The organism is Desulfospira joergensenii DSM 10085 (genome assembly GCF_000420085.1).
Taxonomy (GTDB): Bacteria; Desulfobacterota; Desulfobacteria; order Desulfobacterales; family Desulfobacteraceae; genus Desulfospira; species Desulfospira joergensenii.
In genome coordinates this window covers 1755509-1767804 of sequence record NZ_ATUG01000002.1, presented here as the reverse complement: position 1 = coordinate 1767804, position 12296 = coordinate 1755509, and the positions used below count along the sequence as shown (strand labels likewise).

Annotated in this window: 11 protein-coding genes; 4 read left to right on the top strand and 7 right to left on the bottom strand. The window is 49.9% G+C overall.

Translation table 11 applies throughout. The features are described 5' to 3' along the window. The first annotated feature begins 233 nt into the window (after positions 1 to 233). Positions 234 to 464, top strand: a complete 231-nt coding sequence (locus tag F608_RS0120835; RefSeq protein ID WP_153307556.1) for a hypothetical protein — start codon at positions 234 to 236, stop codon at positions 462 to 464. A 122-nt stretch (positions 465 to 586) separates the two neighbouring features. Next, the gene (locus tag F608_RS0120830) at positions 587 to 2566 is read left to right on the top strand and encodes a DUF342 domain-containing protein (protein ID WP_022667628.1); all 1980 of its coding nucleotides are present in this window, start codon (positions 587 to 589) and stop codon (positions 2564 to 2566) included. A 90-nt stretch (positions 2567 to 2656) separates the two neighbouring features. Here the strand turns inward: F608_RS0120830 and F608_RS0120825 are convergent, their stop codons facing one another. The 5 genes from F608_RS0120825 to F608_RS0120795 form a co-directional block, all read right to left on the bottom strand. Then, the gene (locus tag F608_RS0120825; RefSeq protein WP_022667627.1) at positions 2657 to 3247 is read right to left on the bottom strand and encodes a DJ-1/PfpI family protein; all 591 of its coding nucleotides are present in this window, start codon (positions 3245 to 3247) and stop codon (positions 2657 to 2659) included. Next, the gene (locus F608_RS37190; protein ID WP_022667626.1) at positions 3247 to 3375 is read right to left on the bottom strand and encodes a hypothetical protein; all 129 of its coding nucleotides are present in this window, start codon (positions 3373 to 3375) and stop codon (positions 3247 to 3249) included. The genes F608_RS0120825 and F608_RS37190 overlap by 1 nt, the downstream gene beginning before the upstream one ends. Positions 3376 to 3497: 122 nt before the next feature. Beyond that, the gene (locus F608_RS0120815; RefSeq protein ID WP_022667625.1) at positions 3498 to 4625 is read right to left on the bottom strand and encodes an oxidoreductase; all 1128 of its coding nucleotides are present in this window, start codon (positions 4623 to 4625) and stop codon (positions 3498 to 3500) included. A 234-nt stretch (positions 4626 to 4859) separates the two neighbouring features. Beyond that, a complete protein-coding gene (locus tag F608_RS34200) occupies positions 4860 to 5879 on the bottom strand; it encodes an endonuclease/exonuclease/phosphatase family protein (protein WP_244154310.1) in 1020 nt (339 codons plus the stop codon). 111 nt (positions 5880 to 5990) lie between these two features. Then, positions 5991 to 6734 carry a 4Fe-4S double cluster binding domain-containing protein gene (locus F608_RS0120795; RefSeq protein ID WP_022667623.1) on the bottom strand — a complete coding sequence of 248 codons (744 nt, stop codon included), beginning with the start codon at positions 6732 to 6734 and terminating at the stop codon, positions 5991 to 5993. A 325-nt stretch (positions 6735 to 7059) separates the two neighbouring features. On the opposite strand from F608_RS0120795, the gene F608_RS0120790 reads away from it, so the two are divergent. Both F608_RS0120790 and F608_RS0120785 read left to right on the top strand, forming a co-directional pair. Further along, positions 7060 to 8340 carry an NAD(P)/FAD-dependent oxidoreductase gene (locus F608_RS0120790; protein WP_022667622.1) on the top strand — a complete coding sequence of 427 codons (1281 nt, stop codon included), beginning with the start codon at positions 7060 to 7062 and terminating at the stop codon, positions 8338 to 8340. After that, on the top strand, positions 8337 to 10298 hold the full coding sequence (locus F608_RS0120785) for a DUF1365 family protein (protein WP_022667621.1): 1962 nt from the start codon (positions 8337 to 8339) through the stop codon (positions 10296 to 10298). Before F608_RS0120790 ends, F608_RS0120785 begins: the two co-directional genes overlap by 4 nt. Before the next feature lie 13 nt (positions 10299 to 10311). On the opposite strand, the gene F608_RS0120780 is transcribed toward F608_RS0120785, so the two are convergent. Together F608_RS0120780 and F608_RS37185 are read right to left on the bottom strand one after the other, a co-directional pair. Continuing rightward, positions 10312 to 11739, bottom strand: coding sequence for an SDR family NAD(P)-dependent oxidoreductase (locus F608_RS0120780; RefSeq protein ID WP_022667620.1), 1428 nt, complete (start codon positions 11737 to 11739; stop codon positions 10312 to 10314). Then, complete coding sequence (locus tag F608_RS37185) at positions 11736 to 12281, bottom strand: peroxiredoxin-like family protein (protein ID WP_279615090.1); 546 nt, start codon at positions 12279 to 12281, stop codon at positions 11736 to 11738. The genes F608_RS0120780 and F608_RS37185 overlap by 4 nt, the downstream gene beginning before the upstream one ends. Positions 12282 to 12296: the final 15 nt, after the last annotated feature.

Sequence of the window (12296 nt, the reverse complement as noted above, 5' to 3'; positions counted from 1 at the left end):
AAGACCAGAAAATTTTTATTTTTTGAAAAATTTTTATACTGGACGAAGATAATCCCCAAGCCCTTGTCCGGCAAAGGGTTCAATAACAAAACAGAAAAGGCCATCCACAGGGAGAAAAACACAATCGAATATAATTTCAGCAGGTTACTTAAACCAACTTCGATTTTGACAAGAATTTCTACCCATGGTACCGTGTTCATGTTTACGTCCCCCACGGGGCAGGAAAGTACGAGTTGACGGTACATGCAACGGAAAGAGTAATGTTGGGCTTCTTTGCTATTGTGAATTCAACCAAGGACTTGGAGCAAAAAATTATGATTTGTTCAACTGCCGGAACAGGTGGGAAAAACAGCAGGTCGAACGCCCTTCCCAGAAAAGATACCCTAACCCAAAACAGAAAGATCAATCCAAAAGCAGACAGCCCTAAGAACCTGGGCCGTGAGGTGTTTCAGGCCGGGATCTAAAGGACCCGGCCCATAAAGAACCCATGGTTTTGTTCTTTTGCTGTCCATCTGTTTTCTCTTTATTCTTCTGAATATCTGTTTAACCCGAATAGTAAATACGCATATCAATGAGGAAAGATCCCATGGTCAAATCAGGAAAACCCATACCCGCCGGTAGAATCATCCAGTGTCAGACCGCATTGGTCACCCGGATTGCCCTGTTCTTGAAAATTCTGTCCAAGGAAAACTTCCAGAGACTGATGAGAGATGCTGCGGGCCGGCCCCTTTCCTCCGAGGGGCAATTGCTCAAACTCATGGTTGCCAAGGGGTATATCAGCCCCAAGGCAGCCCCCAATCTGAAAAAAACCTGCCTTAATTTTGCAAAAGCGCAAAAAGATACAAGATTCGGCTCCCTTTGTATTGAATTCGGATTTTTAAACCAAAGCAACCTGAAACTGGCTTTGGAAGAACAGAAAGAGCTCAACCAGGAGGGCAGGACCGTTTTCATAGGGAACCTGCTTGTAGATGCGGGCATGATCTCCGAACAGCAGCAGAAACTGATTCTCCAGAAGCAGAAAATGGATCAGGGATCCAGGGGGAGCAGCCCGGACAATCAGACAAGGGAGATACGGGAAAAGGGGATTGTCCTTTTTATCCCTGAAAATGAACTAAGGGTATATGCTATCCGGGAGGACAAGACAAACCCCTTTCTGAATCTCTCCGGGCTCAAAGATTTTCTGGATGAAAAGGGCATCATATACGGAATTGCCAAGGATTCGGCCCTGGAAGAATTTCTTTCCGATGACCAGTATACTGAAACCTGGTTTGAACTGGCCAGGGGCTTAGAGCCGGTGCAGGGGACCGATACCCAGATATTTTACATGTTTGAGCAGGACTACCTCTCCCCGGGGAAAACGGCTGAAGACGGATCCATTGATTACAAGGCCAGGGGGAAGGTCCCCTTTGTCAAGGCCGGAGATGTCCTGGCGGAAAAGGTCCCGGGCAAACTCGGAAACAGCGGGTTGAGCGTTTTCGGGAAGGTAATGGAAGCGGAACCGCCCTTTGATACGGAGATTCAACCGGGCAAAGGAGTCTATCTGTCCGGGGACGAGCTTTCTGCCCGCGCTGAAACAGACGGATATCCAAAGCTGAGCAAGGACGGCATTCTTTCCGTAAACGATGCCCATGTGATCCAGGGGGATGTGGATTTTACCACGGGCCATATTACATTTTCAAAAAACGTCATTATTACCGGGACCATTAAAAACGGATTCAGGGTCGAGGCCAAAGATGTGGTGGCCAAATCCGTGGACGGCGGTATCATCCATGCAAAAGGGGATGTGACCGTGGCCAACGGAATCACCAATTCCCGTGTCAATGCAGAAGGCTCTGTTTCTGCAGGCTTTGTCTACAAGTCCTCCATTGAGGCCATCGGGGATGTGGAAATCGGCACAGAGGTGGTGGAAAGCCGGATATCCCTTGAGGGAACCTTTGAAATGTCCCGGGGGAAAATGCTTGCCTCAAAAATTTCGGCAAGGGGCGGAGCAAGGATCTACCGCATCGGATCTGTCAAGGCCCTTTCTTCAACAATTACGGTTGGTCCTTCTCCTTATCTGAAAGGATCGTTAAAAACGCTGAACAAAAAAATAGAGCAGTCTCAAATTACCATTGACAATGCGACCCTGGAGAAAGAGGCCATCCAGGAGAATAAAAAAGGGATTTGCCGGGAACTTGCCCGGATGGAAGAGGAGACTGGCTCCGGGACAAAGAGCCATGGCCTTCCCCTTGGAGTGATCAGAAATAAAATCATTGAGCTTACCTCTGAGAAGCTGAGCCTGGAAAGACAGGAGCGGCGCATAGAAAGGGATCTGGAAAAATTGCAGGAAGAAATGGACACCCATATGAAAAGGAAATCTTCCCTTGACCAAAAATTTCCCGTCATCCCCCCCCGGCCCATTCTGGACGTCCGGGGAAAAATCCTGGCCGGAACCACGGTAAAGGGCCTGCACTCCAGTACCACAATTACACAAGATCTTGCCCGGGTCCGGATACTGGAGATGTCCACAGAAGGGAATAGGGCCAAAAAAGGAACGCTCTGGGAGATGGCCACCACCCGGCTCTAACTGTGGCCTGGGGCCTGAGGTTTATCGGTCAGGCTTTTCAAGCCCCCGGAAGGATGGTTATATTCATAAATCAGCCCTTTCCCTGTGATTTTAGGATTCCCGGTTCTCCCTCCACTCATACTCCATCTGCCTGGCTGTTTTCCTGGCCAGATCCAGACTATGATATTTGCCGACCAGGTATAGACTCATGTCGATTCCCGCTGAAATTCCCGCTGAAGTGATATACTCTCCCTCATCAATCCAACGCTGGTTTTTATGGACCTTGAGACAAGGATAACTCCTCTGCAGGGATTCAATATCCTCCCAGTGGGTGGTTACATTTTGATCGGTCAGAACCCCGGATTGGGCCAGCAGCCATGCCCCGGAGCAGATGGAGGCGACATACCGGGCCCGACCGGCCTGTTCTGCAATCCAGTCAAGGACATGGGGTTTCTTCATCTCATCATAATGATATCCGCCGACCACAATCAAAAGATCCATGGCCGGATGATTATGAAATCCATAGGCCGGATGGATACGGAAACCCGCCCGGGCAGATACGGTTTTGCCGGTTTCACCGATTAAAAACACCTCAAAGGGGGTGGAGTCCGGACAGACCCGTGAAGCCGTGGTAAACACTTCAAAGGGCCCTGAAAAATCCAATACTTCCGCCTGATCATAGATATAAATACCGATATTCATCATTCCCTCTTTTTTAAAATTCCCTTTTGTATTTGCTTTGGTCTTCTGTAACAGGATTCTGGGTCTCTATCTTTCCTCTTCACTTCTCTTCCCATTTCCCGGATTTTCAATAAAGTTTCCATACCCATGATCCATACTCCTTTAAAATGAAATACTCGTATCCATCAAAATCCATGGTATTCGATCTCAGATCAGTCCCAAGGTTTTGAGGTCGCCTGAATCCGCCCTGTTCTGCGATTTTTAAACCCATCTATTGTTTTTCTCTCACAGGATTATCCACATAACACCTCAGGGGACGGGAAATCCAATTTTCAAAGCATTGGTTGCAGGAAATACATTTTGCCTTTTCCAGATCCCCTTTTTTCCATCTTTGAATCAGTCCGGGTTCCCGGATAAAAGGCCGGGACATGGAGATAAAATCAGCAGTCCCCTCTTCCACGATCCGGGCCATTAAATCCGGACTTCGATGGCCGCCGACCAGGATGACCGGTATGGAAACCTGCTCCTTTAAAGCTTTGGCATATTCACGGAAATAAGCCTCCTGCTCTTTCTTTTTTATCCCCTTAACGGCAATGTGGCTCCTGCTTTCGGAAAGCGTTCCCCCGGATACTTCAATGCAGTCGATCCCGGCTTCTGCAATGATTCCTGCAATATTTACGGCCTCATTTGTTTCAAGGCCTCCATCCACAAAATCATTGAAGTTCATTTTAATCATCAACGGATACTCCGGTCCGATGACTTGACGGGTTCTTTTCAGGATATCCGTCATAAAACGGGCCCGGTTTTCAAGGGGTCCTCCGTAATGGTCAGTCCGGATATTGGTAAAAGGGGACATGAAATTATTGATCAGGTTTCCATGGGCCCCATGAAACTGGACCGCGTCGAATCCCGCCTCCTTTACCCGGCGGCAGGCCTGGGCAAAGCTCTCAATGACATTTTCGATATCATCCACACCCATCTGCCGGGGGGTTACGCCGCTTTCCTCTATGGGTACCGCAGATGGGGCAATCGGTGCCGAACCCCTCAGTTCGGGAATATCCTGCCTTCCCAGATGGCTGATCTGCATGGCGATTTTTGCGCCCCCGGCATGGACGGCATGGACCACATCCTGCCAGGCATTGATATAGCGGTCCGAGTGAATGGAAAAAGGGGATTGAATGCCCAAAGTTTCCGGAAGATTCTTCCACGCCTCAATCATGGTTCCATGGGTAAATATCAATCCGACCTCTCCTTGGGCAAGCCTGCAATAATACTCTTTCAGCTTTTGTGTCGGATATCCGTCAGGGGTTCCCATTCCCTCCATGGTGGCCGAACGGACGAATCTGTTTTTCAGCTGAATCCCTTTAATTTCTACCGGTTCAAACAAATTTTGGATCATTGCTGTCTCCTTTATAGAGTTCCCAACCTCTCCCGGCCAAATTCGGAATTAACAGGATAGTAAAAAAGGCAGTAGAAAAAAACATCCCCCGTTTGGGGGATATTTTTTCATTTTCCGTAAAAACAGAGGAGTGAAGAACCCGGGGGCTCATGGAAACAAAAGAACGCTTACTCATTCTCCAGGAGTGGGGACATCCGCTTTACCCACTCCTTTTTCATCAGCCATGGATTTTGATCAGGAAAGATCGGAACGATCAGCTTCCAACCCCTTTTGACCGGATCCCTGTTCCGGGGTATAGGAGAGTTCCGTGAAAAGAGCAAAATGATCCGACCCTATGGGAGGAAGACGGTGAATCGAGTGCAATGTGAAGTGCCGGCTGTGAAATATGTGATCCAACGGCCAGCGCACAAAGGGATATCCTGCATGAAAGGTATTGAACATCCCCCGGCCCACCCGGGGATCCAGCAAACCGGTAATCTTTCGGAACAGCCGGGTTGTGGGCGACCAGGCCACATCGTTAAGATCACCTGTAACGATGACAGGTTGTCCGCTGTCATTGATGCTGCGTGCAACAATCATTAACTCGGCATCCCGCTCGGCAGATTCCGGATTCTCGGTGGGACTCGGCGGTGCAGGATGTAAGAAATGCATTCTTACCCTCTCCCCGGTAGGCAGCTTCAGCAGAGAATGCATGGAAGGGACGTCTTCCTCCACCAGAAAGCTGATCTCAGATTGATCAAGGGGCAGGCGTGAATAGACATGCATTCCATAAAGATTGTCCAACGGACACTTTATGGTATAAGGCATTTCAGATTCCAAAATATCGAGTTGATCCTGCCACCATTGATCAGACTCCAGCGTGACAAGAACATCGGGGCTGTGCTTCTTAACCAGGGTAAGCAGGGACTCTGCATCCTGATTGGATGCAAGAACGTTGGCGGTAATAATAGTGAGACGCCGGTCAGGACCTTTATCCTTGGCCTTTTCCACCTCCACGGGCCAGAAAAGAGTATATGGTGCAATCCACCACAACTGCCAGACCAGGCAGGCCAGTGTAAGTAAAATGAGTATCCAGGTATTTGCATCTCCAAGATCAAGAAAGATCAGATGAACAAATAACAATAGTATCGCTGAAACGGAAAACTGCAGGCGGGGAAAGTCCATTCCACGGATCAGCCAATGCGGGTTCCGCCACAGGGGCAATAGAGTGACGGCAAGAAGAGCCAGTGTAGCCAGGCAGAGGGGTAAAAACAATTAAATTTTCCTTGAATTGGCGTTTCGCCTGGGATTTTGCATAAACAGCCATGCCCTGTGGGCAGCGTTGAGAATCTTCATGTTTATCTCCTTTTAACGGATAAAGCGACCTTACCCGGCGGACAAAGCGGTCTTGGGCAGATTTTTCCCTGTTTTGGATCCCCATGGGCAGACCTTTATGCATACACCGCAGATGAGCGGGGTGGTATTGGGAAGCTTGCCAAATACATCCCGCACCTGATGGACACAACGATTGAGATCAACCGCCTCACTCCGGGTTGTATAGTGGCTGACCGTATTTTTGCCGAGAATTGCCCCGGCAGGACAATGATCTTTACATTGATTGCATTTTCCGCATCTGTTTTTTACCGGAAAATCCGGATCCAGGTCGGCATCGGTCAGAATGGTGACCAATCTGACCCTGGGACCGAATTCCGGAGTAACCAGCAGGAGGCTTTTCCCCTGCCAGCCGATACCGGCGGATAGGGCAACCGCTTTGTGGGATATAAATGAAGTCCATTTTTCCGAGTCAAGGATCAGGCTGGCCGGAATCGGAACGGCTCTGCCTCCTGCTTCCTGGATGAGATTGGTGGTCCGTACGGCTATATCATCCAGGAGAGCATTGACCCGGCTGTAGTGGGAGGAATAAAGAGGGGTCGGCTGATTGTCGATCCCATCCATAATGGGGTCTGACAGGCGAACCGCAATGCTCACCGCCCTTGGAAAACCATCCAGGAGATCTCCGGGTTCAGTTTCAATACCTGCCAGATTTGCCGTATCTGCAATGCGGACAATGCCTGCTCCCCAACTCTGTAGGGTCTCTGTGAATTTTTTCTTATCTATTAAAGGAGCCATATTCCCTTCTATTCTGTTCTGGTAATAATTTTTTTTAACACACCAAAAAGACGGTATCATTCACTTGATTTGGCCTATTGAAACTTATAATGCAATAATCAAGCTGTGACCATATTTTTAATCAAGATGTAACCATATTTTTTCAAATCTGCCGGCTAAGGCTTTGATCTGGTGGGACTTTCTTAACCTTGATGCCAGAGCAAGCCCTGCAATAAGGGATCAGCGATAAATCTAAAGATTAAATTGAGATTTTCCACAGGCTTCGATATAACTTGAAGGCGATGGTTTTCTTTTTCTCAACTTCTGAACCACAAAGGCGGCGGTCATGTACTACAAAACGAGAAAAAATTTAAACATTGCCGTTGTTGGATCAGGCATTTCCGGCATCTGCTCAGCATTCCTCCTCCAGAACCGGCACCAGGTTACCCTGTTTGAGAAGAATAATTATTTCGGCGGCCACACCCATACGGTGATGCTCCCCGAGGGTCCGGATAAAGACACACCGGTGGACACCGGGTTTATCGTCCTCAATGAAAGGACCTACCCCAATTTCATACACCTGCTGTCCCGGCTGGGGGTTGAAACATGCAGAACCGACATGTCATTTTCATACTATTGCGAACGGACCGGCCTCTGTTATGCCAGTCGCAGCCTTGACTCATTGTTTGCCCAGCGTGCCAACATCTTCAGGCCGAAATTCCTGAGGTTCGTCTTTGAGATGACCCGTTATCTCAAAGTTCTGAGAAAAGAATATCTTTCCGGCCGCCTGGCAGACATCACGCTTGCTGAATATGCCCGCCGGAAAGGCCTTCATCGTGAAGTCACTGACCAGTTCATCCTCCCCATGGCGGCTGCCATATGGTCGGGCTCAGATTTTCAGATGAGCCGCTTCCCCATCCGGACCTTTGCCCAATTTTATGAAAACCACGGCCTTCTCGGCGTCACCGGTCATCCCCCGTGGTATTTTGTCAAAGGCGGCAGCCACACCTACGTCAATGCCTTCTTAAAATCCTTCCGCGGCCGCGCTGTGAAAAACAGCCCTGTCACCCACATATCCCGTGAGGCGGACCGCGTCACCCTGCATTTTGAAAATGCCCCCCCTCAGGTGTTTGATGCCGTAGTGATTGCCGCCCATGCAGACCAGGCATTGAATCTGCTTGACACCCCAAGTCAGCGGGAAAAAGAGCTGCTCGGGGCATGGATCTATTCCAAAAACAAGACCTTTCTGCATACCGACACGAGTGTCATGCCGCCCAGCAGGCGGGCCTGGGCCAGCTGGAACTATACACGCCACGCCCAGTCAGATACAGACTCTCCGGTTACGGTCAGCTATGACATGACCCGCCTTCAAAAACTTGAGACACAGCAGCTCTATTTTGTGACACTGAACCCCCAAAAACCGATCCCCGAAGCCCATGTGATCGAAGAAATCAACTATACCCACCCCCAGTATTCTTTTGACGCATTCCGGTCCCAAAAAGGACTGCCCCGCTTAAACGGATATCAGCGCACCTTTTTCTGCGGGGCTTATTTCGGATTTGGATTTCATGAAGACGGCGTCAACTCGGCGTTGGCCGTGGGAGAAAAATTCGGGGTGACATTGTGAAATCTCAAATCTTCCACGGCACAATCGAGCATCAACGGTTCCGGCCCGTCACCCATGATCTGTCATACCCGGTATATATGTATGCCATTGACCTTGATGACCTTGATGACCTCAACAAAAGATACCCCCTTTTTGGATACAACCGCCCCGCTGTCGCAGCCATCCATGACAGGGATTACCTTCAGCCCGGTGACATTCCGATCAGGGAAAAAATATCCGAACTGCTTGACCGGCACCGGATAGATCAGCCGGTTTCCAATATCATCATGATCACATCCGCCCGGTATTTCAACTATGTGTTCAACCCGGCCAGTTTTTACTATTGCTTTGCCGGGGATCATGAACTGGCGGCGATCATTACTGAAGTCAACAATACATACGGGGAGCGCCATCCCTATGTACTGAAACCCGGCACACCAGGGTCAGACAGATGGATTGCGGCCTTTCAAACACCCAAGGTATTCCATGTTTCGCCATTCAACAGGGTTGAAGGCACTTATCATTTTTACTTTTCAGCACCAGAAAATCATCTGGAAATCAAAATCGAACTGGTCAATGACAACAAAAAAATACTGGCAGCCGTTTTCAAAGGGGACGCACGTGCCATGACCCCCGCAAATCATCTGAAAACGATTTTGAAATACCCGTTTGCACCTCACTTGAGTGTTCCCAGAATATATGCTCATGCATTCAAGCTTTATTTCCGGAAAAAGCTGCCCTTCCATGACAAACCAATTCCCCAGAGCCCCATGACCTTGAAAAAACAAACCCCCGGCCTGGTTGAATCCATCTGCAGACGATTTGTGTTCATGGCCTTGAAACGGATCACCTCCGGCTGCCTCAAGGTCGAGATGCCCAGCGGGAAAGCCGTTCGTTTCGGCAATTCCGGAAGTCAGCCGGCTGCGGCCATGAAGATAAGAGATTACCATTTTTTCCCCAGGATTATCTTTGACGGCGAGATCGGGTTTGGTGAAGCATATATGCATTCAGAATGGGACACACCGGATCTGGCTGCGCTGCTGACGCTTTTGATTCAAAACCGGGACCGCTTTTCAGACGGCAATCTGCTGCTTTCCCTTATCACCCGGATAAAGGAAAAAACCGCCCATGACAGGCGCTGGAACACCATCAAAAACACGCCCGGAAACATCAGGGCCCACTATGATCTGAGCAATGCCTTTTATGAGCGTTTCCTCGACCGGGAGATGATTTATTCATGCGGAATTTTCAAAAATAAAGACGACACCCTGGAAACCGCCCAGGAAAGAAAAATGGTGCGAATCCTGGACCAGGCGGATATCCGGGAACATCACCACATCCTTGAAATCGGCTGCGGATGGGGCGGATTTGCCGTTTTTGCCGCCCAAAAGACCGGCTGCCGGGTAACCGGGATTACCGTATCCAGGGCCCAGTATGAACGGGCATGCCGGCGGGTAAAAGACGAGGGGCTTAAAGACAGGATCACCATCCAACTCCAGGACTACCGTCACATCAAAGGCAGATTCGACCGGATCGTATCTATCGAAATGATCGAGGCAGTAGGCCCGCAGTTTTTTGCCGCATATTTCAAACAGAGCCAGGGCCTGTTAAGGCCCGGCGGCAGGATGGTATTTCAGGCGATCATCATAGACGACCACCGATATCAACAGTACTGCAGGGAACGGGACTGGATTCAGAAACATATTTTCCCGGGCGGGCATCTGCCCTGCCTGAAAATTCTCAAAGACACCATCCATGCCCATACGGATTTTAACATTTCAGATGTCCACCATATGGGCGCCCATTATGCCACAACACTCATGCACTGGCGGCACCGCTTCATGGACGCCAGAAGAGAAATCTCCGGGATGGGATTTGATGAAATATTCTGCAGGAAATGGCAGTATTATTTTTCAATATGCGAAGCCGGGTTTACCGCCGGCGGCATTGACGATATTCAGGTGACGCTGACGCGTTGATCTGTCATTTTCGTTATTCGTATGTGGCTGTCAGGCTGTTTAATTTTTCCCACAACACCTGCCGTTCCCGCCGGGATTCTCCGGTTCCGGGAAAGACCACGGTTTCATGGGGCCGGCGGTCGAGCCAGAACAGACCGGTACATCGGCCGGCCTCTCTTGAGTTGGCCAGCCAGACAATGGTGTCCGCACCTTGCTGGCTTGTCCGCAGCATCCGGTTGACCCGTTGATGAAATGCGGGCAGGGATTTTTCGATGCCCGGTGTGTCCACCCAGCCGGGATGCATGGCATGCACCGCTGTTCCATGCGGTTTGAGTTCATCAGCCCAGAGCCGGGTCAATATGACAACCCCTCTTTTGGCCCTGGCATAGGCCTTTGCACCGCTGTACGTTTTCTGGGCATTCTGAAGATCTTCAACATCAATTTTCTGGGTATACATGCCGCCGGAGGACACATTGATGATTCGTGAACCGCTTGATCCGGCAAGCCTCTTTTTCAACAACTCGGTCAGATAAAACACCCCCAGAAGATCTGTCGCAAATGTCTGCTCCAATCCTTCCGAGGTCAATTTTCGTTCATTGAACAAAGCACCTGCATTGTTAATGAGAATATCGATGACCTTTTTAGAAGCCTTGAGCCTTGCTGCGGCGTCCCTGATGTCCTGCATCAGGCTCAGGTCGGCAATCAAAACGTCAACATGGGGATTGCCTGTCTTTTGAACAATTTCCCGCTTTACCTGTTCGGCCTTTTCAGGGTTCCTGGCGATAATCGTCAAAAAGGCCTTTTTTTCTGCCAGTTTGAATGCCGCAGCCTTTCCGATTCCAGATGTCCCGCCGGTCAATACCACTTTTTTGCCGTAGAGAGTTCCTGAGGGGGCTTTCCAGAATCTTCTGCTCAATCTGTATCCGTACCGGCTGAACATGAGCATCCCCGGTAAAACGGCATGGTCTGCCAGGTAGTCCGGCAAACCGGAACCGGACTGAAACCAGCTTTTCCGGTCTGCAAACACGCCCGCGTCACCAAGCGTCCTTTCAAGTCCCGCCATGGCCTTTCTGCCCATTTGCTTCATGGCGGGAGACAGGACACCTTCGATATAGCAGCCGGTGCCATAAAACCGGATGTCCGCCTGGTAATCGATCTGGGTACCGACTGCCGTCTTCTGGAATAAAATCGTATCCACGGCACTGAAAGAGCTTCCCCGGCCTTTCAGCACAACCTTTGAAAACTGCTCATATTCGACGATTTCATACGTCATCTTCGGACGGAAGGGGCCGAATTTCAAGGTCAGGTCAAAGCCAGATCCGATACTGATTTCTCCGGGGCGGGTCATCCGGGATGACACAACAGCCGGGTCCCATTCCTGGATATGGCTGAAATCGCTCAGATAGGTGAACACCTGCCTGATCTCTTTCCGTACACGGATGGATTCCCTGAGTCGTATCATGATGCTGCCTCAACAGCCTGTACCAGCTCATCGATATCAGGATGATCGCCGGCTGCTGACCCGGCAAAGAAATAGTGTACCGATCCTGAGGTATCCACGACAACCGCTCCACCAAGCTGGAGGGCGCTTCCCTGGACCGATCCCTGCCGATGCCCCTGCTTGAGGGCGGAGACTGCTCTGGTCAGGGATCTTATGCGAATCAATCCCGTCAGGCTGTTTGAAAACCCCAAAGCGGAAAACACCTTCAGTGACGGGTCGGAAAAAAGCAGCCCGTCATACCCGGTTTTTTCGCGAAATTCGGCAAAGTGCCCCGGATCACCGGAACCGATGACAACAAGATCGGCATTTTCGTCGCTGAAGCGGCGGGAATTCCGGGTAAGGTCAGCGACCTGCTGACGGCAGAAGACTCACCCGAAATGCCTGACAAAAACCAGAACCGCCGTTTTTTCCCGCCATAAGGACGATAATGCCACCTGCCTTCCCTGCTCATCTAAAACAGCGATTTCACCAAAATTTTTTGTTGAAACCAGTGTGGAAACCATTGCTCACTCCTTTGC

Coding starts and splice junctions, on each gene's coding strand:
- F608_RS0120830 (WP_022667628.1), top strand. CDS start 587: ATGGTCAAATCAGGAAAACCCATACCCGCCGGTAGAATCATCCAGTGT.
- F608_RS0120825 (WP_022667627.1), bottom strand. CDS start 3,247: ATGAATATCGGTATTTATATCTATGATCAGGCGGAAGTATTGGATTTT.
- F608_RS37190 (WP_022667626.1), bottom strand. CDS start 3,375: ATGGGTATGGAAACTTTATTGAAAATCCGGGAAATGGGAAGAGAAGTG.
- F608_RS0120815 (WP_022667625.1), bottom strand. CDS start 4,625: ATGATCCAAAATTTGTTTGAACCGGTAGAAATTAAAGGGATTCAGCTG.
- F608_RS0120795 (WP_022667623.1), bottom strand. CDS start 6,734: ATGGCTCCTTTAATAGATAAGAAAAAATTCACAGAGACCCTACAGAGT.
- F608_RS0120790 (WP_022667622.1), top strand. CDS start 7,060: ATGTACTACAAAACGAGAAAAAATTTAAACATTGCCGTTGTTGGATCA.
- F608_RS0120780 (WP_022667620.1), bottom strand. CDS start 11,739: ATGATACGACTCAGGGAATCCATCCGTGTACGGAAAGAGATCAGGCAG.